Source organism: Methylobacterium sp. 4-46 (assembly GCF_000019365.1).
GTDB lineage: Bacteria > Pseudomonadota > Alphaproteobacteria > Rhizobiales > Beijerinckiaceae > Methylobacterium.
In genome coordinates this window covers 5,714,048-5,736,543 of record NC_010511.1, presented here as the reverse complement: position 1 = coordinate 5,736,543, position 22,496 = coordinate 5,714,048, and the positions used below count along the sequence as shown (strand labels likewise).

Annotated in this window: 23 protein-coding genes; 11 read left to right on the top strand and 12 right to left on the bottom strand. The window is 73.7% G+C overall.

What is annotated here, in order from left to right:
• Positions 1-21: 21 nt before the first annotated feature.
• Positions 22-603 carry a YqaA family protein gene (locus M446_RS25115; protein ID WP_012334923.1) on the bottom strand — a complete coding sequence of 194 codons (582 nt, stop codon included), beginning with the start codon at positions 601-603 and terminating at the stop codon, positions 22-24.
• Between the two features lie 363 nt (positions 604-966).
• On the opposite strand from M446_RS25115, the gene M446_RS25110 reads away from it, so the two are divergent.
• From M446_RS25110 to M446_RS25095, 4 genes are all read left to right on the top strand, one after another.
• On the top strand, positions 967-2,286 hold the full coding sequence (locus tag M446_RS25110) for a globin-coupled sensor protein (protein WP_018261107.1): 1,320 nt from the start codon (positions 967-969) through the stop codon (positions 2,284-2,286).
• A gap of 204 nt (positions 2,287-2,490) precedes the next feature.
• The gene (gene ykgO, locus M446_RS25105) at positions 2,491-2,616 is read left to right on the top strand and encodes a type B 50S ribosomal protein L36 (protein ID WP_012334921.1); all 126 of its coding nucleotides are present in this window, start codon (positions 2,491-2,493) and stop codon (positions 2,614-2,616) included.
• Positions 2,617-2,751: 135 nt separating this feature from the next.
• A complete protein-coding gene (locus M446_RS25100) occupies positions 2,752-3,354 on the top strand; it encodes a tetratricopeptide repeat protein (RefSeq protein WP_012334920.1) in 603 nt (200 codons plus the stop codon).
• Positions 3,355-3,432: 78 nt separating this feature from the next.
• Positions 3,433-4,473 (top strand): alpha/beta fold hydrolase, encoded by a 1,041-nt coding sequence (locus M446_RS25095; RefSeq protein WP_012334919.1) that lies wholly within the window; start codon positions 3,433-3,435, stop codon positions 4,471-4,473.
• Positions 4,474-4,521: 48 nt separating this feature from the next.
• On the opposite strand, the gene pyk is transcribed toward M446_RS25095, so the two are convergent.
• The 5 genes from pyk to M446_RS25070 all read right to left on the bottom strand — a co-directional run bounded on the left by pyk (position 4,522) and on the right by M446_RS25070 (position 9,767).
• Entirely contained in the window at positions 4,522-5,958 is a 1,437-nt protein-coding gene (gene pyk / locus M446_RS25090) for a pyruvate kinase (RefSeq protein WP_012334918.1), read from the bottom strand.
• Positions 5,959-6,098: 140 nt separating this feature from the next.
• Positions 6,099-6,551: a DUF1036 domain-containing protein gene (locus M446_RS25085; protein WP_083784733.1), complete on the bottom strand. Its 453-nt coding sequence runs from the start codon at positions 6,549-6,551 to the stop codon at positions 6,099-6,101.
• Entirely contained in the window at positions 6,523-7,827 is a 1,305-nt protein-coding gene (locus tag M446_RS25080; protein ID WP_012334916.1) for a glycerate kinase, read from the bottom strand. Before M446_RS25080 ends, M446_RS25085 begins: the two co-directional genes overlap by 29 nt.
• 25 nt (positions 7,828-7,852) lie before the next feature.
• Positions 7,853-8,830 (bottom strand): DMT family transporter, encoded by a 978-nt coding sequence (locus tag M446_RS25075; protein ID WP_012334915.1) that lies wholly within the window; start codon positions 8,828-8,830, stop codon positions 7,853-7,855.
• A 142-nt stretch (positions 8,831-8,972) separates the two neighbouring features.
• On the bottom strand, positions 8,973-9,767 hold the full coding sequence (locus M446_RS25070; RefSeq protein ID WP_012334914.1) for a fumarylacetoacetate hydrolase family protein: 795 nt from the start codon (positions 9,765-9,767) through the stop codon (positions 8,973-8,975).
• 219 nt (positions 9,768-9,986) lie between these two features.
• Between M446_RS25070 and M446_RS25065 the strand changes: the two genes are divergently transcribed.
• The 3 genes from M446_RS25065 (at position 9,987) to M446_RS25055 (ending at position 11,638) form a co-directional block, all read left to right on the top strand.
• Positions 9,987-10,739: an N-formylglutamate amidohydrolase gene (locus M446_RS25065; protein WP_012334913.1), complete on the top strand. Its 753-nt coding sequence runs from the start codon at positions 9,987-9,989 to the stop codon at positions 10,737-10,739.
• A 206-nt stretch (positions 10,740-10,945) separates the two neighbouring features.
• A complete protein-coding gene (locus M446_RS25060; protein WP_012334912.1) occupies positions 10,946-11,251 on the top strand; it encodes a DUF1244 domain-containing protein in 306 nt (101 codons plus the stop codon).
• Positions 11,252-11,371: 120 nt separating this feature from the next.
• The gene (locus M446_RS25055; protein ID WP_012334911.1) at positions 11,372-11,638 is read left to right on the top strand and encodes a DUF2312 domain-containing protein; all 267 of its coding nucleotides are present in this window, start codon (positions 11,372-11,374) and stop codon (positions 11,636-11,638) included.
• A 114-nt stretch (positions 11,639-11,752) separates the two neighbouring features.
• Here the strand turns inward: M446_RS25055 and M446_RS25050 are convergent, their stop codons facing one another.
• The 3 genes from M446_RS25050 to crtI all read right to left on the bottom strand — a co-directional run bounded on the left by M446_RS25050 (position 11,753) and on the right by crtI (position 14,549).
• Positions 11,753-12,457: a Uma2 family endonuclease gene (locus M446_RS25050; RefSeq protein WP_012334910.1), complete on the bottom strand. Its 705-nt coding sequence runs from the start codon at positions 12,455-12,457 to the stop codon at positions 11,753-11,755.
• Between the two features lie 71 nt (positions 12,458-12,528).
• On the bottom strand, positions 12,529-12,975 hold the full coding sequence (locus tag M446_RS25045) for a DUF2141 domain-containing protein (protein ID WP_012334909.1): 447 nt from the start codon (positions 12,973-12,975) through the stop codon (positions 12,529-12,531).
• Positions 12,972-14,549, bottom strand: coding sequence for a phytoene desaturase family protein (crtI, locus tag M446_RS25040; RefSeq protein WP_012334908.1), 1,578 nt, complete (start codon positions 14,547-14,549; stop codon positions 12,972-12,974). The genes M446_RS25045 and crtI overlap by 4 nt, the downstream gene beginning before the upstream one ends.
• Positions 14,550-14,724: 175 nt before the next feature.
• Between crtI and M446_RS25035 the strand changes: the two genes are divergently transcribed.
• A complete protein-coding gene (locus M446_RS25035; RefSeq protein ID WP_012334907.1) occupies positions 14,725-15,162 on the top strand; it encodes a hypothetical protein in 438 nt (145 codons plus the stop codon).
• A 111-nt stretch (positions 15,163-15,273) separates the two neighbouring features.
• Here the strand turns inward: M446_RS25035 and M446_RS25030 are convergent, their stop codons facing one another.
• Entirely contained in the window at positions 15,274-16,083 is an 810-nt protein-coding gene (locus M446_RS25030; RefSeq protein WP_012334906.1) for a TrmH family RNA methyltransferase, read from the bottom strand.
• An 18-nt stretch (positions 16,084-16,101) separates the two neighbouring features.
• On the bottom strand, positions 16,102-16,566 hold the full coding sequence (croR, locus tag M446_RS25025) for a 3-hydroxybutyryl-CoA dehydratase (RefSeq protein ID WP_012334905.1): 465 nt from the start codon (positions 16,564-16,566) through the stop codon (positions 16,102-16,104).
• A gap of 179 nt (positions 16,567-16,745) precedes the next feature.
• Between croR and M446_RS25020 the strand changes: the two genes are divergently transcribed.
• A complete protein-coding gene (locus tag M446_RS25020) occupies positions 16,746-17,630 on the top strand; it encodes a metallophosphoesterase (RefSeq protein WP_012334904.1) in 885 nt (294 codons plus the stop codon).
• A gap of 24 nt (positions 17,631-17,654) precedes the next feature.
• Here the strand turns inward: M446_RS25020 and M446_RS25015 are convergent, their stop codons facing one another.
• A complete protein-coding gene (locus tag M446_RS25015; protein ID WP_012334903.1) occupies positions 17,655-18,977 on the bottom strand; it encodes a UDP-glucose dehydrogenase family protein in 1,323 nt (440 codons plus the stop codon).
• A gap of 478 nt (positions 18,978-19,455) precedes the next feature.
• Here M446_RS25015 and M446_RS25010 point away from each other — a divergent pair, with 478 nt between their 5' ends.
• Both M446_RS25010 and M446_RS25005 read left to right on the top strand, forming a co-directional pair.
• Positions 19,456-20,292 (top strand): hypothetical protein, encoded by an 837-nt coding sequence (locus M446_RS25010; RefSeq protein WP_012334902.1) that lies wholly within the window; start codon positions 19,456-19,458, stop codon positions 20,290-20,292.
• A 43-nt stretch (positions 20,293-20,335) separates the two neighbouring features.
• Complete coding sequence (locus M446_RS25005) at positions 20,336-22,351, top strand: glycosyltransferase (protein ID WP_012334901.1); 2,016 nt, start codon at positions 20,336-20,338, stop codon at positions 22,349-22,351.
• Positions 22,352-22,496: the final 145 nt, after the last annotated feature.

Sequence of the window (22,496 nt, the reverse complement as noted above, 5' to 3'; positions counted from 1 at the left end):
CCTTCGGACATGGATTCGTCCTCAGAACAGGTAGCGGAAGCCGACGAAGCCGATCACGCCGACCGCCACGACCGTGGCGGCCACCGCGTTCAGGTGCCGGTCGAGCACCGCGCGGATCCCGACGCCGTAGCGGCTCACCAGCCCGGCCAGGATGAAGAACCGTGCGCCCCGGGTCAGCAGGGACAGGAGCGTGAACCAGAACAGGTCGTAGCCCGCGAAGCCCGACGTGATGGTGACGAGCTTGTAGGGGATCGGGGTGAGGCCCTTGAGCAGGATCACCCAGTGGCCGTGCCGGGCATAGGCCTCGCGGAAGGCCTCGGCACCCTGGGACAGCCCGTAGAGCTTGAACAGCCACTGGCCGAGGGAATCGTACAGGAGCGCCCCGATGGCGTAGCCCGCGAGCCCCCCCACCACCGAGGTCAGCGTCGCGACGAGCGCGTAGGTCCAGGCCCGGTCCGGCCGGCTGACCACCATCGGCACCAGCATCACGTCCGGCGGGATCGGGAAGAAGGAACTCTCCGCGAAGGAGACCGCCCCGAGCGCGTAGGGCGCGGAGGGGCGCGCGGCGAGCGCGAGGATCCACTCGTAGAGGCGGCGGAGCATCGATCGGTGAGCCTGCTGAGGGTGCGGGAGCGCCCTTTCAGCACAGGATTGCGGCGCTGGCGAGGGCGCCCGCGCGGCGCTGGCGAGGACGCCTGCGCGTCGGCCCCCCCGGCTCCTCCCGCACCCGCCCGCCATCCCGATGGAGCAGATCGCACCTCTATTCCGAAGGGTCAGATTCTGCACTTGCTGACAAAGACAATCTACTAGACTGTTCTCCGTTGCCGCCTTCTGGCTGCGCTGCCAACACATCCAGTCCATCCCGGCCCTACCGGCGCGGCAGACATGGATCGTTAATGAACCGGTGGCAGGTTCGTTCAAGTTGAGCGGAAAGGGGAGGGTTTCGCTGTGCGGAGCGATGCCGATTTGGACGGTCGCCTGACGTTTCTCGAGATCGACGCCGCCACGGCGGCGATGCTGCCGCGACTGTGGCCGGCGATCGCCCCCGAATTGCCGCGGATCATGGCGCGTTTCTACGACAAGATGCTGCGGACGCCGCACCTCGCCGGGATGATCGGGACGCAGCAGACGCGCCTCGTCGCGGCCCAGTCGGCGCATTGGGAGCAGCTGTTCAGCGGGCGCTTCGACGCCGGCTACGTGGACAGCATCCGGCGGATCGGGCGCGTCCACCACAAGATCGGCCTGGAGCCGCGCTGGTACATCGGCGGCTACGCCTTCGTGCTGAACGCCCTGGTGCAAGTCCTGGTCGAGCGGGCCGGGCTCCTGGGGCGCGGCGGCCTGCCGGCGCGGATCGCCGCCCTCAACAAGGCGGTGATGCTCGACATGGACTTCGCCATCTCGGTCTATCAGGACGTGCTCCTGGAGGAGCGGCAGCGCAAGGGCGAGGCGCTGGCCGGGGCGATCGCGCATTTCTCGGGGGCGGTGACGTCGAGCCTCTCCGTCTCGGCCGAGGCTGGCGCCGCGCTGGCGCGCAACGCCGACACCCTGACGACGACCGCCGCGGAGGCCAGCAGCCTCGCCGACGAGATGACGGGCGCCGCGAGCCAGACCGCGTCGAACATGCAGTCGGGCGCGGCGGCGGCCGAGGAGCTCGCCGCCTCGATCCGGGAGATCGGCGAGCAGGCCGGCCGCTCCGCGGAGGTGGCCCGCCGGGCGGTCGACAGCGCCCGCTCCACCGAGGAGACCGTGTCGGGCCTCGCCGAGCAGGCCCACGCCATCGGGCAGGTGATCGACCTGATCAGCCAGATCGCCGAGCAGACGAACCTGCTGGCGCTCAACGCCACGATCGAGGCGGCGCGGGCCGGCGAGGCGGGCCGCGGCTTCGCGGTCGTCGCCGCCGAGGTGAAGAGCCTCGCCGGGCAGACCGCCAAGGCGACGACCGATATCGGGACGCGCATCGGCGCCATCCAGGAGGCGACGCGGCGCAGCGCGTCGACCATCGAGGACGTCGTGCGCATCATCGGCGAGGTGAGCACCATCGCCACCGCCATCGCCTCCGCGGTCGAGGAGCAGACGGCGGTGACCTCCGAAATCGCCCAGAACGTCCACCAGACCGCCTCGCACGCGCAGGTCGCGGTCGGCAGCACCGCCACGCTGCGCGACCGCACGGCCCGCGCCGCGGCGGCGGCCCTGGAGGTCGAGCAGGCGCGCGACACCCTCGACCGCCAGCTCTCCCGGCTGCGCAGCGACATCGCGAGCTTCCTGGAGACCGCCCGCGCGGCCTGAACGCGCCGCGACGCTGGCCGAAAATGCCGCTGCGGCGGCCGGGGCGGATTGACTTTCCGCCCCCTGCCGGTACACAGGCAGCCCTCGCCGGACGGCGCCACGCGTCGCCCGGCCTTGGCGCTTGGTCTCGGGCCGCGCCGCGAATCCGTCACCCCTCGATACCGCGGCCGGCCGGAGCCGGCGCGTCACCGTGAGACCAGACCGATGAAGATCCGCAATTCGCTGAAGTCGCTGCGCGGCCGGCATCGCGACAACCAGCTCGTGCGCCGCAAGGGCCGCGTCTACGTCATCAACAAGACCCAGAAGCGCTACAAGGCCCGCCAGGGCTGAGCGTCCTGCCGGCCCCGCCTCCGGGCGGGGCCGCACGGCCCGGAGAGCGCCGGCCTCGGAGAGGCGCACGGCCTCGGAGAGGCCGCGGCAAGCCATCGCGTTGACCATCCGGCCCCGGCGCCGGAGCATGGCGTCATGCAGCGCCCCGTTCTCGCGACTTGCCTCTCGGCCTTCCTCCTCTGCGGGCTCGCGCCGGCCGGCGCAGTGGCTGCGGCTCCGCCCGAGCCCGGCGCCCCGGCCAAGGAGGCGCCCCGCCCGCCCGCCACCCTCGACGATCTCTTCGCCCGGCTGAAGGCCGCCAAGGACGACGCGGAGGCGCGCGGCGTCGCGCAGCTCATCGAGCGCCGCCTCGACCGCTCCGGCAGCGACACGGTCGACCTGCTGGCCAGCCGCGCCGGGCAGGCCCTGAAGGACAAGGACGCCGCGCTCGCGGTCGAACTCCTCGACCGCGTCGTGACCCTCGAACCCGGCTGGGCCGAGGGCTGGAGCCGGCGCGCGACCGCCTTCTACCTCCTCGACGATCAGGCGAGCGCGCTCGCCGACCTGCACCGGGCGCTGCAGCTGGAGCCGCGGCACTTCGAGGCGTGGTCGGCGCTCGCCCACCTCTACATGGCGAGCGACGACAAGGAGCGGGCGCTCGCGGCCTTCCGGAGGGCCGAGGCGATCTATCCCCGGATGGGCAAGCTGCGCGAGGCGATCGAGCACCTCGCCCCCGCCATCGACGGCCGCGACCTGTGATCCGAGCATCGGTCGACCGCGTCGCGACGCGAAGTGCGGCGTCGCGCGGGCGTGCGGGGCGCCGATGGGTCGCGCCGCATGCGTCCCGGCGATGACGGGCGGCGCCGGACGCGGGTGCGCCGCGTGCTGATCGGGCTGGTCGGTGCGCTGCTGGCCATCGTCGCAGCCCTGCTCGCCGCCGGCTTCGCCGCGACCTGGTTCATCACCCGGCAGGTGGAGGCGCGCTACCCGCCCGCCGGCCGGCGCGTCGCCCTGGCCGGCGGCGCGCTCGCGGTGCTGGAGGCCGGCCCGGGGGAGGGGCGCCCGAGCCGCGGCACCGTGGTGCTCCTGCACGGCGCCTCCGCCAACGGCATGGACCCGATGCAGGCCTTCGGCCGGCGGCTCGCCGGGGACGGGTTCCGGGTGCTCGCCTTCGACCGGCCGGGCTTCGGCTGGAGCGACCGCATCGCCGGGAGCGCCGCCGCCTCGCCGGCCGTGCAGGCCCGGCTGATCGCCGAGGCGCTCGGGGCGCTGGCGGTGGGCCCGGCCACGATCGTCGGCCATTCCTGGTCCGGCGCGCTCGCGGCGACGCTCGCCCTCGACCATCCGGAGCGGGTCTCCGGCCTCGTCCTCCTCGCCCCCGCCCTCTATCCCTGGCCGGGCGGCGCGGTGCCGGGCTATGCGGGCTGGTACCGGTCGGTGCCGGGCCGGGCGCTCCTGGCGCTCGCCACCCACACGGTCGCGGCGCCCCTCGGGCTGAGCTATCTCGACCGCTTCGCCGCGGCGGTGTTCCGCCCGGACCCGCTGCCGCCGGGCTACGTCGACGAGGCGCGCGTGCCGCTGGTGCTGCGGCCCGCCACCTTCCTGGCGAACCTGCAGGATCTCGACGGCCTGTACGGCTTCCTGGCGGCCCAGAGCCCGCGCTACCCGGAGATCGCGGTGCCGACCACGATCGTGGCCGGCGACGCCGACCCGGTCGTGCGCACCCCGGTCCATGCCGAGCCGATGGCGCGCGCGGTGCCCGGGGCGCGGCTGGTGGTGCTGCCGGGCATCGGCCACATGCTCCACTACACGGCGACCGACGCGGTGGTCGCCGAGATCGAGGCGGTGGCGGCGCGCGGCCGGGTCGCGGCGGATTAGGCGGGGCGCCCGGAGGGGCGGGGTTCCCCCGCCCGGGGCGGCCCCTGCTCAGGCCTTGGCCGCGTGCTCGCGGGTCACCTGCGCGATGCGGATCAGGTTGGTGGCGCCGGGCGTGCCGAAGGGCAGGCCCGCCACGACGATGACCCGGTCGCCGACCTTGGCGAAGCGCTCGCGCACGGCGAATTTGCAGGCGCGGAACGACATGTCGTCGATGTCGCTGGCGTCGTTGGTGACGATTGGGTGGGTGCCCCAGGCCATGGCGAGGCGCCGCGCGGTCTCGCGCTTGGGGGTGAGCGCGATCACCGAGGCGTTGGGGCGGGCGCGGGCGAGGCGCAGAGCCGTCGAGCCGGAGGCGGTCCAGGCCATGATGGCGTCGAGGCCGAGCGTGTCGACGATCTGGTGGGCGGCGAGCGCGATGGCGTCGGAGGCGGTGGCCTCCGGCACGGAGCGCTGCGCGGCGATGATCGACCAGTAGATCGCGTCCCGCTCCACCTGCTCGGCGATGCGGTTCATGGTGGCGACGGACTCGACCGGGAAACTGCCCGAGGCGCTCTCGGCGGAGAGCATCACGGCATCGGCCCCCTCGTAGACCGCGGTGGCGACGTCCGAGACCTCGGCGCGGGTCGGGACCGGGGCGCTGATCATCGATTCGAGCATCTGGGTCGCGACCACGACGGGCTTGCCGAGGCGGCGCGCCCCGCGGGTGATGCGCTTCTGCACGCCCGGCACCTGTTCCAGGGGCATCTCGACGCCGAGGTCGCCGCGGGCGACCATCAGCCCGTCCGACACCTCCATGATCCCGTCGAGATGGGCGAGCGCCTGGGGCTTCTCGATCTTGGCCATCACCAGGGCGCGGTGTCCGGCGATCTCCTTCACCTCGGCCACGTCCTCGGGCCGCTGCACGAAGGAGACGGCGATCCAGTCGATGTTGGCGGCGAGCCCGGCTTCCAGGTCGAGGTGGTCCTTCTCGGTCATGGCGGCGACCGGGATGGTGGTGTCGGGCAGCGAGACGCCCTTGCGGTTCGAGATGCGCCCGCCGACGAGGACGCGGGTGACGGCCCGCCGGGGCGCCACCTCGACGACCTGGAGGCGCAGCTTGCCGTCGTCGATGAGGACCGTGTGGCCGGGCTCCAGGGAGGAGAGGATCTCGGGATGCGGCAGGTGGACCCGGGTCGCGTCGCCCAGCGCCTCCTCGCCGTCCAGCACGAAGCTCTGGCCCTTCTCCAGGATCGCGGCGTCGCCCGCGAACTTGCCGACCCGGAGCTTGGGCCCCTGCAGGTCGAGCAGGATGGCGATGGGGCGGCGCAGGCGCTGCTCGATCGAGCGGATGACGGCGACGCGCTCGGCCAGCCGCTCGCGGGGCAGGTGGCTCATGTTGAGGCGGAAGACGTCGGCCCCGGCCTCGAACAGCTTCTCGATCACCTCCGGATCCTCGGAGGCCGGGCCGAGGGTGGCGACGATCTTGGTGCGGCGGGCGCGCTTCATGGCAGGTCCGGAGAAGGTGCGGGCGGGGCGGCGGGGAGTGTCCCCTGGGCGCCGGCGGGCGCGACGCGGCCGGCCCGGCGAGGCGCAAGTATACCAGTTCCGCGCCGGGCGCCTCCCCGGCCGTTATGGGGAGGCGCCGCTCACGGCCCCGCCCCGGGCCGCCCCGGATCGGTGAGCTGGATGGTCCAGCTCTTCTGCTCGCCCGTGTCGACCTCGAAGAAGCCGTTGCGGTCGAAGCCGCGGGCGAGGCAATCCTCGACGCCCCGGATGGTGAATTCGCGGTCGCGGGTGCACATCAGGGAGCGGCCGCTCCACTCGCCGCCGCGGTCGTAATCGACCGCGAAGACGTAGTAGTAGCGGGCGGCGAGCGCCCCCTTGAGCAGGGTCTCGCAGGCCTTGCCGGAGAGGTTCCACCAGCCCTCCGTGACCCAGCCCCCGGCATCCCGGTAGCCGAGGGCGACGCCGACGCGGCTGCCGGTCATGTTGCACATGCGCAGGTCCGCGCGGGCGGGCGCCGCGCCGAGAAGCAGCGCGGCGGCCCCCAGGGCCGTCGTGCGGGTCGTCCTATCCCACCAGGATGATGCGGCAATCATTGACGTTGGTGCGCGTCGGCCCGGGCCGGACGAGGTCGCCGAGCCGGTCGAAGAACGGGGTCGAGTCGTTCTCGGCCAGACTGGCCCGCGGGTCCAGCCCCAGCGCGGCCGCACGGGCGAGGGTCGTCTCGTCCACGATGGCGCCCGCCGGGTCGGTGGCCTCGCCGCGCCCGCCATCGGTGCCGTCGGTATCGGCCGAGAGGCCGGCGATGCCGGGCGCCCCGTCGAGGGCGACCGCCATGGCCAGCATGTATTCCTGGTTCGGCCCGCCCTGGCCCTCGCCGCGGATCGTCACGGTGAGTTCGCCGCCGGAGATCAGCGCGACCCTGCGCCCCTCCGCGGCCATCCGGCGGGCGAGCGCCGCGTGCTCGGCCGCGACCTCGCGCGCCTCGCCCTCCAGGTCGGCGCCCAGCATCACGGGTTCGTAGCCCGCCTCCTGCGCGGCGGCCGCGGCGGCCCGCAGGGCGTCGATCGGCCGGGCGATGATGCGGTACTCGCTGCGGGCGAAGAGCGGGTCCCCGGGCTTGGGGCTCTCGTTGGCCGGATCGGCGAGGAGCGCCGCCGCGGCAGGCGGCAGCGGGATGCCGCGCCGCTCGCAGATCGCGCGGGCCTCGGCCAGGGTCGAGGGATCGGGCACGGTCGGGCCGGAGGCGATCACCGCGGGGTCGTCCCGGGGCACGTCGGAGATCGCCAGCGTCAGCAGCTTGCCGGCCTTGCGGGCCGCCAGGGCGAGGCGCCCGCCCTTGATGCGCGAGAGGTGCTTGCGGACGCAGTTGATCTCGTCGATCGCGGCGCCCGAGCGCAGGAGCGCCTTGGTGATCCCCTGCTTCTCGGCGAGCGTCAGGTCGCCCGCGGGCGCGATCCAGTTCGCCGAGCCGCCGCCGGAGAGCAGCACCAGCACGAGGTCGTCCGGGCCCGCGGAGGCCGCGAGGGCGAGGCTGCGGCGGGTGGCGTCGATCCCCGCCTGGTCCGGCACCGGGTGGCCGGCCTCCACCACCGCGATCAGGCCGGCGGGCTCGCCGTAGCCGTGGCGCGCCACGGCCTGGCCGAGGAGCCGGTCGGGGCCGAGGCCGTGGGCCTCGCGGTAATGCCGCTCGGCCACCGCCGCCATGCTGGCCCCCGCCTTGCCGGCGCCCAGGATGATCAGGCGGCCGGCGGGCGGCGGCGGCAGCTCGGGCACCAGGCAGCCGCGGGGATGGGCCGCCGTGACGGCGTCGTCGAGGAGACGCAGCAGCAGCGCGCGGCGCGCGTCGGCGGGGGAGGGGGAGGCGGTCACGGGGCGGATCCTCGCTCGTTCTGCGTCATCGTGGCGGAGGCGGTCGGCGGTCCCGGGGGCGGGCGACCGCGATGCCGATGAGGATGAGGCCGCCGCCCAGCACTTGCGGCCCGCTCAGGGCCTCGCCGAGGACGACCCAGCCGAGGGCCGCCGCCGCCACCGCCTCGAGGAAGATCACCAGCGAGGAGAAGGCGGAGGACAGCCGCCCGAGGGCGACGGAGAGCAGCCCCTGGCCGGCGGCGTGGCTGAGCAGCGCCAGGGCGACGAGGCCGGCGGCGGCGCCCGGCGAGCGGGGCAGGATGGGCCGCGTCTCGGCGAGGAGCACGACGCCGAGGAGCAGCGCGGCGGTGACCGCGGAGGCCACGAAGGTGACGCGGGCGGCGCCGAGCCCCCGCGCCCGGGCGCGCTCGACGGCGAGGAAGTAGAGGCCGAAGAAGACGGCCGTCAGCACGCCGTCCCGGTCTCCGGCGAGTCGCCCGGGATCGATCCGGATCGATTGCCCGACGAGGGCGGCGCCCCCGGCGAGGCAGAGGGCGAGGCCCGCCAGGGTCGCCCGCGCCGGGCGGCGGCCGAGGCCGAGCCAGGCGAAGAGCAGGACGAAGACCGGGGCGGTGGTGGCGAAGAAGGTGGCGTTCGCCACCGTGGTGCCGAGGATCGCCCGGTGCCAGAAGACGAGATCGCCCGTGAAGGCGAGGCCGGCCAGGAGGGCGGCCGGGGCGAGGGCCTGGCGGCGCAGGCGCGGGCGGCCCGCCTCCTCGGCGCGCATCCAGCCGTAGAGGGCGGGCAGCGCCAGGGCGACGCGCCAGAAGGCGCTGGCGAAGGGCCCGACCTCGGGGCTGACGAGCCGCACCAGGATCGGCGACACGCCCATGGCGAGGGCGCCGAGGAACAGGGCCGCGACCGCCAGGCCCGCGCCCTCCGCCGTGCCCTCCGCCGCGCCCGGCCCGGCGCCCGGGGGCGCCGTCCGCGCGGCCGCGGCGAGATCGGGGGAGGGGCAGGTCATCGGGCGAGGGGCTCCGGCCGGAACGGGGTCCGCGAAGCACTATGGCATGTCGGCGCGCCCGTCACCCTGGCGGCGGGGCCGCGGGCGACGAAGGGGGCTCGGCTCTTTTGGGGGAGGGGGTCCGCCGTCCGCTCCCGGCGCCTCAGCGCGCGCCGTCGACGATGCGGATCGAGAGCTCGGGCAGGCCCGCGACGCGGCCGACCAGCAGGTCGCCCGGCACCACCGGCCCGACATTCTCCGGTGTGCCGGAATAGATCAGGTCCCCGGCCTTGAGCTCGAACGCCTCCGACAGGTGGGCGATCTGCTCGGCGACCGACCAGATCATCTGCGACAGGTCGGCCTCCTGCCTGACCTGTCCATTGACCGTGAGCCGGATCGCGCCGCGCGTGAGGTGCCCGACCGCGGCGACCGGGTGGAGCGGCCCGATCGGCGCCGAGCGATCGAAGCTCTTGCCGATCTCCCACGGTTTCTTCTGGTCGCCCATGCCGCGCTGGAGGTCGCGCCGGGTCATGTCGAGCCCGACCGCGTAGCCGAAGACGTGGTCGAGGGCGCTCTCCTTCGACAGGTTGCGCCCGCCCGATCGCAGCGCGGCGACGAGTTCGATCTCGTGGTGGTAGTTCCGGGTCAGGGACGGGTAGGGGTGATCGACGACCGCCCCGGCGGGCACGATCTGGACCGCGTCGGCCGGCTTCTGGAAGAAGAAGGGCGGCTCGCGGGCCGGATCCGAGCCCATCTCGCGGGCATGGGCGGCGTAGTTGCGGCCGATGCAGTAGACCCGGCGCACCGGGAACACCTCGGCCATGCCGGCGATCGGCAGGCGCGCCTGCGGCAGGGGAAACAGCGGCGCGGCGGAATCCTGCGCGGCAGCCGATCCCGACGCCGCGCCGAGCGCCGCGGCGGCCGTGACCCGGAGAGCGTCCCGCCGGTTGTGCGTCATCGTCCGTCTCCCCGAGGCCGATCCGGCCCGATCGCGGCCAACCCCGCGCGCCCTCCGCGCGTTCCGGTCCGGGCATCGCCCGAAACGGGCCGCGGCTCAACCCCGCCGCGCTCCGCGCGCATTCCCCCCGGCGGACACGCGAGAGGATGGAGGTCGGGCCCGAGGGGTGGTACCGGTCGCGGCAGCGCGCGCGCCTTCCCGCCACCGCCCCGAGCCGCCATGCCCGATCCCGTCCCGAGCCAGCCCGTCGAGAGCCTTGCGGGGGATGCCGCCTGCGGGCTCATCCTCCTCTGCGACCACGCCTCGAACGCCGTGCCGGAGGATCTCGGCTCCCTCGGGCTCGACGCCCCGCATTTCGAGCGGCACATCGGCTACGACATCGGCGCCGCCGCGGTGACGCGCGCGCTCAGCCGCCGCCTCGGGGCGCCGGCGCTGCTCACCACCTTCTCGCGCCTGATCATCGATCCGAACCGGGGCCGCGACGACCCGACCCTGGTCATGCGCCTCTCCGACGGCACCGTGGTGCCGGGCAACGCCCGGATCACGCCGGAGGGCGTCGCAGCCCGGATCGCCCGCTTCTACGACCCCTACGACCGGGCCATCGCGGCGGCGGTGGCGGCCGGGCGCGATGCGGGGCGCCCACCCGCCCTGGTCGCGGTGCACAGCTTCACGCCGGCCTGGCGCGGGGTGCCGCGCCCCTGGCAGGTCGGGATCCTGTGGGACGGGCGCGACGGGCGCGTCGCGCGGCCGCTCCTCGACGGTCTGCGGGCGGACCCGGCCGGGCTGACGGTCGGCGACAACGAGCCCTACGCGGGGGGCCTGCCGGGCGACACGCTCGACCGCCACGCCGGCGCGCGGGGCCTGCCGAACGCCCTCATCGAGATCCGCCAGGACCTGATCGCCGACGAGGCGGGCCAGGCGGAATGGGCCGGGCGCTTCGCCCGGCTGCTGGCGCCGCTGATCGCCCGGTGAGGCGATGCGGGGCGCGGCGACGGCCCGGCGGCCCGCGCCCCGGACGCCTCCCGCGATCCCGGCACGGCCTTCGACGGCGCCTCGGAGCCCGCCGCGACGCCGCGGGACGTTCCCTGCGCCGATGGCGGATCGCCGGATGGGCTTGGGCGGCGGGCCCGGCGCGCCTACATCCCGCCGCGAGGGCCACGCCGCCAGGGATCCGGGACATGACGCAGATCGACGAGACCGCCCGCACCGAACTCGAAGCCGCGGTGTTCCGCCGGCTCGTGGCGCACCTGCGGGGGCGCACCGACGTGCAGAACATCGACCTGATGAACCTCGCCGGCTTCTGCCGCAACTGCCTGTCGAACTGGATGAAGGAGGAGGCGGATGCCCGCGGCCTGCCCCTCAGCAAGGACGAGAGCCGGGAGCAGGTCTACGGCATGCCCTACGAGGAATGGAAGGCCAAGCACCAGAAGGAGGCGAGCGCCGAGCAGCAGGCCGCCTTTTCGGCGCGCAACCCGGGGCATTGAGGCGCCTCGCCCGGCCCCGGCCGGGCGAGCCCGCGGCAAGAACTCGGTAAGGTTGAGAGACTATCAACCCTGGCGAGGGCGCGCCTCGCGGAGCGCCGATCCGGCAGAGGAATTCGAGCCATGGCTGCATCCCCCGTGCTCGCGGTCGACAACTCGTCGGTCGCCGCCGACCAGCTCAAGAGCATCATCGAGCGCATCGAGCGCCTGGAGGAAGAGAAGGCCGGGCTGGCGGGCGACATCAAGGACGTCTACGCCGAGGCCAAGGCGAACGGCTTCGATACCAAGGTCCTGCGCAAGATCATCTCGATCCGCAAGCGCGACCACGAGGAGCGCCAGGAGGAGGAGGCGATCCTCGAACTCTACATGCAGGCCCTCGGCATGGTCTAGAAAGGTCCGGGAGGCGCGAGCGCCGGTTCTCCGGACGGATGGACGGCCCGGCAACGGCGTCGGGTTCGCCAGCCGCGTCCCGCACGGCGCGGGCGACCCGGAGCCGCGGCGCGGTCACCCCTCGCCGGACACGCCCGCGGCCATTCCACCGAGGGGGCGTCCCGGCGTTGCGTCCGGCGCCGAAGCGGTCTGCGCGTCGGCGCGTGCGGCTCGGAGATCCGGCCCGCTCCGGGCGAGCGGCCGCGACACCGGCACGCCGAAATAGATCCGGTCGAGGTCGATCTCGAAATCGACCGCGTCGAAGCGCAGCACGTCCTGCGGCGTGATCAGCACCTCCAGGCGCCAACCCTCCTCGGTGCGCTGATAATGTTCGACGCGCATCTGGTCCTGGTAGACCAGCGCGAGGTGCCGCAGGGTGGGCAGCGACTTGTGGAACGCGAGCTTGCCGCCGCAGTCGTGGTCCATCGTCGAGGGCGACAGCACCTCCACCACGACGAGGGGATCGGTCACGTAGGTCTGGTTCTGGCGCGGCCCCAATCGGACGACGATGTCGGGCCTGGTCTTGTCGCGGCCGCGTCCGTCGTCGGAGCGCTGCACGCGCATGCCGCCCTGATAGCTGCGGCATCCTGCGGCATCCATGGCGAGCTTGAGAGAGGCCCCGATATTCCCGGCGATCTGCTCGTGATCCTCCGTCGGGTTGCTCATCATCACGAATTCGCCGGCGACGAGTTCCCACTCGCGCTCGTCGCGTTGCGCCGCCACGAACGCGTCGTAGTCGGCGATCGTCAGCGCCGGGAATCGGTGAGCCGCGTCGGCCATGGTGCCCTCCACGGGTCCAGGCTACCCCATTCCGCGGCCATGCCCCAAGGCGGGCGCTGCCCCCCCGATGATCACCGCGCCGCCGGCAGCGCCCGCTGCAGCCGCACGCGGATCGCCGCCCCCGGCTCGGCCAGCGGGAAGGCCGCCGCGGCGAAATCCGGCCGGCCACCGCGGCCCGCCCCGTTCGAGAAGCCGTAGGGCTCGCGCGGCAGGCCGAGCGGGGTGCGGGCGAGCCGCCCGTCGCCGTCGAGGTCCTGGAACACCGCGACCGCGTAGGTCCCGGGCGGCACCTGCGTGAAGGCGAAGCGCAGGGCGGGCGCCCGCGCCGGAGCGTTCTGGCCGATGCGGCACGAGCCCTCCGAGAGCCCGCCGGTGCACAGGGCGACGTAGACCTCCCCGGCCCCCGGCTGCACCCCCTCGACGTCCACCGTGAGCTCGGCCGCGGCCGCGCCCCCCGACGGCAGGACGAGGGCCGCGAGCAGGGCGGCGAGGGCCGCGCGCGGCGCGCCCGCCCTCACGTCGCCTTCCCGCTCGGCGCGACTTCGAGCGGCGGCGCGAGGTCGGGCAGGGAGCGCCGGCCCTGCCGGGCGAGGTCCTCCAGCAGGAGCCGGGCGGTGATGCGCGCGCCCTCGTAGATCACCGGCAGGCCCGAGCCCGGATGGGTGCCGCCGCCGACCAGGTACAGGCCGCGGCCGAAGCGGTTGTGCGGCCGGAAATACAGCATCTGCCCGAGATCGTGCGACAGGTTGAACGTCGCCCCCTCGTTGACCGCGAACGCGTCGCGCCAGTCGGTCGGATCGACGATGCGCTCGTAGCGGATGCGCCGCTCGATGTCGGTCAGGCCGAGCAGCTTCAGCCGGTCGAGGACGAGGCGGCGATACTGGGGCCGCACCGTCGCCCAGTCGATGTCGGCGCGCAGGTTCGGCACCGGGACCAGCACGTAGAGGCTGGTATGGCCGGGCGGCGCCATGCCGCCATCCGTGAAGCCGGCATGCTGCACGTAGAGCGAGGGCTGGCGCGGCAGGATACCGGTCGAGATCTCCGCGATGTTGCGCCGGTACTCCTCGGCGAGCAGGATCGTGTGGTGGCCGAGGCCCTCCGGCATCCGCCCCTCCAGGCCCAGATAGAGCATGAAGGTCGAGCAGGAGAGGCGCGCCCGGTCGAGCTTGGCGTCGCGCCAGCGCGGCCGGTGCCGCTCGGGCACCAGGGCGCGCACCACCTTGGCGAAATCGCCGTTCACCACCACCGAATCGGCCGGCAGGCGCTCGCCCCCGGCCTCGACCCCGACCGCGCGGTCTCCCTCGAACAGCACCCGGTCGACGGCGGTGCCCAGGCGGATGTCGACGCCGAGCCGCCGGGCGAGCCCCGCCATCGCCTCCGAGACCGCGCCGCAGCCGCCCACGGGATGGAAGACCCCGTGCTCGTATTCGAGGAAGCTCAGGATGGTGAACAGGCTCGGGCAGCGGAACGGCGACATCCCGAGGTACTTGGTCTGGAACGAGAAGGCGAGGCGCACCCGCGGGTCGGCGAAGTAGCGCTGCAGGTCGCGGTCCACGGTGGCGTGCGGGCGCAGGAGCGGCAGCGCCCTCAGCATCGGCGCCGAGACCAGGCTGCGCAGGCTGTCGAAGGGCTGTTCCAGCACCGGCCGGAAGGCCTCGAGCTTGGCGCGGTTGTCCGCGAGGTAGCGCGGCACGTTGGCGGCGTCGGCCGGCGCCATGCGGGCGATCTCGGCCTGGAGCCGGGTTACGTCCGAGGTGGCGCGGATCTCGCCGCCGCCCTCGAAGACGAGGTGGTAGAGCGGATCGAGCCGCTCCAGCCGGACGTGGTCCTCCAGCCGCTCGCCGCAGGAGGCGAAGATGTCGGCGAGGATGCGCGGGTAGAGGAAGAAGGTCGGCCCGATGTCGAATCGGTAGCCGCCCGGCGCCGTCACGGTGCGGGTGCGCCCGCCGACGCAGTCGTCCTTCTCCACGACGGTGACGTGGACGCCCTCCCGGGCGAGGAGCAGCGCCACCGCGAGTCCGCCCGGCCCCGCCCCCACCACCACCGCACGCCGCCCCGACAGGGTGCGGTAGCCTTCACGCGGCTGAAGCAATCCTTCGCTCCTGAGCGTCTGGTCCGGATGCACCGGCCGTTTCCCCTACGGCCTAGTTTGGCGCGCCGGACGAGCGCGGCAATTGCCGCTCTTTGTCGCGCATGCTGGGGGCGTGACAGGATTGCGCGCCAGTGGCCGGGGCGCATCATCGCCTCCGGGGACCGGCGGGGCGGCGATGGACATCGAGGAGAGGCTGCGCGAGCGGCTGCGCAAGGCCGAGAGCCTGTTCGCGGGGGCGGCCACCTCCGGCGAGCGGGATGCCGCCGAGGCGGCGGTGCGGCGGCTGCGGGTGCGGCTCGCCGAGACCGCGCGGGCGGAGCCGCCCATCGAGCTGAAGCTCACGGTGCCGGACGCGTGGTCGGCCCGGCTGCTCATCGCCCTGTGCCGGCGCTACGGCCTGCGCCCCTACCGCTATCCGCGCCAGCGCCGCACCACCGTGATGGTGCGGGCCCCGCGCTCCGTCTTCGACGCGGTGGTCTGGGCGCAGTTCACCGCCCTGCACGAGGAGATGCTGGCCTTCTTCGAGGAGACCACCGAGCGGCTGATCCGCGAGGCGGTCTACGGCGACGCCGCCGACGCCGAGACCGTCCCGGAGGCGCTGCCGGGGCGGTGATCCGCTGTCCGGACAATCACGTCCGGACAGCGGATGCCAAGCCCGCGCGGCGCGTGAGCGCGGCCGACATCCGCACGGCGACGCAATCCGTCGGATGTCGTGTGAGGCCCGTCAGGGACCGGAGAGGCGCGGCGCCGCGATCCGGTGCAGCGCCACCGCTCCCGCCGCCGCCACGTTGAGCGAATCGACGCCCGGCGCCATCGCGATCCGCACCCGCCGGGCCCGCGCCATCAGGGCGTCCGGGAGCCCGGTCCCCTCGGTGCCGAGCAGGAGCATCGCGCGGGGGAGGGGCGGCAGCTGCGCGATCTCCTCCCCGCCGCCGGGGGTGAGGGCCAGCGGCACGATCCCGTGCCGCTCGCAGAGGGCGAGCAGGGCCTCGCCGTCCGGCAGCCGGGCGAAGGGAAGGGTCAGGCAGGTGCCGGCCGAGACCCGGATCGCCTTGCGGTAGAGAGGGTCGCAGGTGGCCGCGTCGAGCAGCACCGCGTCGGCCCCGAAGGCGGCGGCGTTGCGGAACAGCCCCCCGACATTGTCGTGGTTGGCAAGGCCCACCAGCCCGAGCAGCAGGGCGGGCCCCGGCGGCACCAGCGACTCGGCCGGCGGGGTCTCGCCCGATCGCCCGATCGCCAGCACGCCGCGGTGGATCGGGAAGCCGGCGAGCGCGCTCATCACCGCGCGCGGCGCGAGGTAGACCGGGGCGTCGGTCAAGGCGGCGAGGGCCGGCCGCAGGGAGGCCAGGCGCTCGGGCGAGAGCAGGACCGACTCGATCCGGAACCGGGCGCGGCCCGAGAGCAGGACCCGCAGCACCACCTCGCCCTCGGCGACGAAGCGGCCCCGGCGCCCGACGAGGTCGCGCTCGCGGATCGCCGCGAAGGCGCTGAGCCGCGGGTCGGCCGGATCCTCGATCGGGATGGGCTCGGGCACGCGGTCGGCTCGCGCCGGTCAGCCCTTGGCGCGGGCCGCGAGCGGATCGGCCTCGGCCCGGGTCGGCACCTTCACGAGCGCCTCGCCGTCCAGCACGGTCTCGCCGCCGACGCTGCAGGTGCAGGTGAGCCGGGCGCGGCGGCGCTCGGGGACGAGCTCGGCCACCTCGACCGTGACCTCGACCGTGTCGCCGATGCGCACGGGCGCGCGAAAGTTCAGGCTCTGGCTGATGTAGACCGCCCCCGGCCCGGGGAGGCGCGTGCCGAGCACGGCCGAGATCAACCCGGCCGTGTAGAGGCCGTGGGCGATGCGGGTGCCGAACGGCGTGCGGGCGGCGAAGTGCTCGGAGAGGTGGATCGGGTTGCGATCGCCGGTGATCTCCGCGAAGCCGACCACGTCGGAGGACGAGATCGTCTTCGACAGCGTCTCGGACATCCCGACGGCGAGATCCTCGAAGTACAGAACGCGCAGTTCGGGCAGCATCGGCGTCTCTCCCACTCGCGCAAGGTTTGCGCCCGCTGCGGCCTCGCACAGGATCCGACCCGAATCCAGTGCCCGAAGGTCGGGGCCGGGCCCGCCGCCGCGGGCTTGGTGCGGCGGGCTTGGCGCGGCGGTCGGGCGCGGGGCATAGACGCGGCCCGATCCCGCGACGGAGCCACGCGATGCCGCGCCACGCCACCGCCGACGACGCGCCCGGGCCGCTGCGCCTGTTCGTGCTCTCCGACCTGCACCTGGAGCGGCGCGACCCCGCCGCCATCCCGCCCCCGGCGGAGCCCTTCGACGTGCTCGTCTGCGCGGGGGACGTCTGGGAGGGTCAGCCGGAGCGGGGGCTCGCGGTGCTGCTCGGCCTCGCGGGGGAGCGCCCCGCGGTGCTGGTGCCCGGCAACCATGAGCACTACGCCCCGGCGGGCGATCCGCGCACCGCCCCGGCGCTCCTCGCCGCCCTCGCCGCCGAGGTGGAGCGGATCAACGCCGCGGCCGGGCGGACCCGCATCGCGCTGCTGCGGGCCGGGGAGGCCGCGGTGATCGCGGGCGTGCGCTTCGTGGGCGCGACCCTGTGGAGCGACTGGGCGCTGGCCGGGCGCTGGCTCGCCCCCGACGCGCCGGGCCGGCCCGCCGACCCGGCCGCCTACGCGGCGGCGCGCATGACCGACCCGCTCACCGGCTCGCGCGAGTTCCGGGCGATTCGGCTCGCGGACGGGGCGGCCTGGACGCCCGCCGCGGCGATGGAGGCCCACGCGCGGGACCGCGCCCTGCTGGCGGCCGCCCTCGCGCGGCCGCATGCGGGGCCGACCGTCGCGGTCACCCATCACCCGCCGATCGCCGAGGCCGCCGACCGCTACCGCGACGCGCCGGGCGTGCCCTGGTGGGTGCCAGCCTTCTACGCCACGACGGTGCTGGCCGACCTCGCGCCCGCCCATCGCCCGGCGCTCTGGGTCTCCGGCCATTTCCATGCCGGCCACGACCTCGCCCTCTACGGCACGCGCTGCGTGGCCAATCCGGTCGAGGGCGGGACCTTCGATCCCCGCACGGTCGTCGCCGTGTGAGCGGGGGCCGCCGCCCCGGCCGGGTCAGGCGGGGAGCGGCTGCCCGGCCCGTCCGACGCTGGTGTAGGAAAAGCCGTGCTTGCGCGCGTCCTCCGGCCGGTAGACGTTGCGCAGGTCCACCAGCACCGGCACCGCCATCACCCCGCGCAGCCGCGCGAGGTCGAGCGCCCGGAACGCGTCCCACTCGGTCACCAGCACCAGCGCGTCCGCGCCGTCGGCGCAGCCGTAGGGGTCGCTCGCGTAATCCACGTCCGTGAGAAGCGGGCGCGCCTGCTCCATCCCCTCCGGGTCGTAGGCCCGCACCCGCGCCCCGGCATCCTGCAGCCCCGCGATGATCGAGAGCGAGGGCGCGTCGCGCATGTCGTCGGTGTTGGGCTTGAAGGTCAGACCCAGCACCGCGATCGTCCTGCCCCGCACCGAGCCCCCGCAGGCCGCCACCACCTTGCGCGCCATCGCGCGCTTGCGCTGGTCGTTGACCGCCACCACGGTCTCGACGAGGCGCACCGGGCTGCCCGCATCCTGCGCCGTCTTGACCAGCGCCAGCGTATCCTTGGGGAAGCACGAGCCGCCGTAGCCCGGGCCGGCATGCAGGAACTTCGCGCCGATGCGGTTGTCGAGCCCGATTCCGCGCGCCACCTGCTGCACGTCGGCCCCGACCCTCTCGCACAGGTCCGCCATCTCGTTGATGAAGGTGATCTTGGTGGCCAGGAAGGCGTTGGCCGCGTACTTGGTGAGCTCGGCGGTGCGCCGGGAGGTGACCAGGATGGGGGCCTGGTTGAGGTAGAGCGGGCGGTAGAGCTCGCTGATCACCTCGGCCGCGCGGGGCTCCTCGGCCCCGATGACGATGCGGTCGGGCCGCTTGAAATCCGCGATGGCGGCGCCCTCGCGCAGGAATTCCGGGTTGGAGACCACGGCGAAATCGGCCTCGGGCCGGGTCTCGCGGATGATGCGCTCGACCTCGTCGCCGGTGCCGACCGGGACGGTCGATTTCGTCACCACGACCGCGTAGCCGTCGAGGGCTCGGGCGATGTCGCGGGCCGCCTGATGCACGTAGGTGAGGTCGGCGAAGCCGTCGCCGCGGCGCGAGGGGGTGCCGACGGCGATGAAGACGGCGTCGGCGCCCGCGACGCCCTGGGCGAGGTCGGTGGTGAAGGAGAGGCGGCCCTGGCGGACGTTCTCGGCCACCAGGGCGTCGAGGCCGGGCTCGAAGATCGGGATGCGGCCGGCGTTGAGTGCGGCGATCTTGTCGGGATCCTTGTCGACGCAGACGACCGCGTGGCCGAAATCGGCGAAACAGGCCCCCGAGACCAGCCCGACATAGCCGGACCCAACCATCGCGACCCGCATGGCCCCATTCCTTTGGTAGGCGTTGCAGACGCCGGATAGCAGCCCTCCCGGGTCCGACTCAAGGCTGGCGGCCCGGCGGCCGCCGCGCGGGGCGGGGCGATCATCGGGGCCCGGCGAATTGGCGCGCCGGATCAACTCGGCTAAGGAGACGGCCGCGCTCCTCGCTGACCGGCCCCCTGCACCGAAGTCAGCCCGTCGCGCGACGCAAGGAAATCGTCCGACGCAATGCAGCAACGACCGAATGGGACGCCCCGGCGCACCCCTCGCATCCGGGTCCTTCAGGATCCGGTCACACGGCGTGCCGGCCTCGCAACTTGTCGATCCCGGAGCGACGCGGCGGGCCGGCCGGGCGACGCCGCTCGAGCGATGCTCCTGCCGGCGCGCGCCCTCCCGGCCGCCTGACGGCTGCCATCGCGGGACCCGGTTCGATCCGGGCGAGCCCCGCCAGCCCCGTCGCGATTCCCTCCCGAGGCCAGACATGACGACGAACGACACCGCTCCCCCTCAGCGCAAGCGCGTCGCCGGCTGGGTCACCACCGTCTACGCGCGCGGCAGGACGCCGAAATCGGCCGTCAGGTCGAATATCGACGTCGTCGAGGGCCGGCGCATCGCGGGCTGGGCCTATGACAGCTCGCGCGCCCACGCCGCCCTGACCGTCGAGGCGACCTCCTCCGCGGGCCAGCGGGCGCGCGCCACCGCCGACATCTTCCGGCAGGATCTGCGGGAGGCCGGCATCGGCAACGGTGCCCATTGCTTCGAGATCGACCTCGGCGGGTGGACGCAGGAGGCGGGCGAGGTGACCGTCCGGGTGGTGGAGACGCAGGACGTCCTCGGCGTCTTCCCCTTCGACACGGGCCCGCTTCCCGCCTCGCCCGCCCGGCGGGAGGAGTCCGCGCCGGCGTCCCGCTGGCGGTGGAACATCGACCGGGTCGATTCGCGGTCGGTCCTGGGCTGGATCCAGGACACGCGCAGCCCTTCCGGCGCCGTCCTGCTGCAGGCCCTCGGGGAGACCGGCAGGTCGGTCCTGATCACGGCCGACCTTTACCGCGCCGACCTGGAGGAGGCCGGGATCGGCGACGGCCGCCACGGCTTCGAGGTCAACCTCGCCGAGGTCGGCGCGCGGAACGCCGTCACCCTCCTCATCGCCGAGACGGGCGAGCCCCTCACCCCCGCGCCGATTCCGACGAGCGCCGTCGCGGTCGTCAAGAGCGGCGGGATCTCGGACCAGATGAAGGTGCAGCTGCGGATGGCGCTCGTCGAGATCGCCGCGCTCGCGCGAGACCACGGCATCGAGACCGCGGCGTCCCGCGACTGAGCCCCCGCCGCCCTCCGACGACCGATCAACCCGCAGGCACCCGATGAGCAGCTCCCCCATCCTCCAGGTCGCCAATCCGGAGCGCGACCCGGAAGGTCTCATCACGAAGTACGTTCAGTTCGAGAGCTTCCGCCTCGTGCGGGACCACCACCTCGACGACATGACCGGCTCGCTGCAGGATCGGCTCAAGGTCCTGATGTGGTACCTGACGGACTATCAGGCGCACCGCAAGGCGCAGGGCACGCGCTTCGAGATGCCGCTGTCGCGCGCGCAGGTGGCGTTCCTGAACCGGCCGATGCCGCTCGCCGGCCTGTCGCCGGCCGTGACCGTCGCCCTCTACAATTCCGTCGTGCGGGAACTGCCGAGCCACCTCAACCTGGCCGATGTGCGCGTGCTGCGCGAAGCCGTCTACTGGTGGTGCTTCGAGCGGACGATCGACGCCAAGCTGCATCGCGCGCTCGTGACGCGGGAGCAGATCGCGGTCCTGCAGGCGCCGTCGAGCGCGCCGTACGCCGACTTCCCCTTCAACATCTTCATGGAGATCCAGTTCGAGCGCGACCGGGCCAAGCTCGACCTGACCAGGGACAAGGCCTCGGACCGCGCCGCCTATCTCTGCTACCTGATCCTGTCGAGCTACACGCGGCCCTACCTCAGGAGCTTCCTGCCGGGCAGTCAGGTCCGGCAGCTGCTGCGGGCGAGGGCGGAGGCCGCCTCGCTCTTCGACGAGATCATCGCGGCCGTCGCCCTGCCGCCGGGCGCGCCGCCCTCCCGCGTGGCGGCCCTGCGCGGGCAGGCGGAGGCCCTCGCGGCCAAGCTGGCGAGGCAGGGGGCCGGCGAGAGCACGGCCGAGGTTCGGGATTACGGCGAGTTCCTGCTGCCGAAGCGGGATTTCCCGCGCTCCCACCCCGAACCCGGCGTCGCCCTGATCGGTCCGCTCCTCCAGACGTCGGGCCTCGGCCAGGCGACGCGCATCTCCTACGAGATCCTGACGGCCGCCGAGCGCGTGCGTCCCACCGCGCTGCCCTTCGGCCTCGACAACCCGGCGCCCATCGGCTTCGCCACCGAGCTGAACTTCGAGACCTTCACCGCTCCGCGCGAGATCAACCTCATCCACCTCAACGCCGAATCGATTCCCCTGGTCTACGCGTTCGAGCAGCGCGAGATCGTGGCCAACAGTTACAATATCGGATATTTCTTCTGGGAGCTGAATCAGATCCCGAAGTGCCATAATCTGGCGCTCGATCTGCTCGATGAGATCTGGGTCTCTTCGGAGTACAACCGCGAGATCTACGCCCGGTTCACCGACAAGCCGGTGGTGAACGTGGGCATGGCGGTCGAGCCGCTGCCCGAGGTGGAGGCGATGGACCTCGGCAGCCTCGGGCTGGAGCGCGACGCGACAATCTTCCTCACCACCTTCGACTCCTTCTCCTTCATCGAGCGCAAGAACCCGCTGGCCGCCGTCGAGGCGTTCCGGCAGGCCTTTCCGCTCGGCACCGAGGCGGTCGCCCTCGTCATCAAGACCCAGAACAGGACCCGGGTCGGCGATCCGCACCAAGTGGCGATCTGGAGGAAGATCGACGACGCCTGCAGGGCGGACCCGCGGATCCTGATCGTCGACGAGACGCTCAAGTACAGGGACCTCCTCGCCCTCAAGAAGGCCTGCGACTGCTACGTCTCGCTGCATCGGTCCGAGGGCTGGGGCTTCGGCATGATCGAGGCCATGCAGCTCGAGCGGCCGGTGATCGCGACGGCCTATGGCGGCAACATGGATTTCTGCAGCGAGGAGAGCGCCTACCTGATCGGGTACGACCTCGTCGGGGTGCAGAGGGACGAGTACATCTTCGTCGAGCGCGGCAGCGTCTGGGCCGATGCCGACCTCCGGCAGGCCGCCGCCGCCATGCGCCACGTCGCGACCGACCAGGCCGCGGCGCGCGCCAAGGGCGTGAGCGCGGCCCGTCTCGTCAAGGCGCGTTTCAGCATCCCGGCGATCGCGAAGCGCTACGGCGCGCGGCTGGAGGAGATCCGCGCCGCGCCCGCTCGCCGCCTGGCCGCCTCGTGACGGGCCGCAGCGGGCGGGTCGCGCATTGGTCCCGACCGGGGCAAGGGGCCTCTGACGCAGAGGCCGGCGCTCTTGCGGGGCCGGTACGAGGACGAGATGACGGCCGCGGCAAGCCCGCAGACGAGCTTAGCCATTGCACTTGACT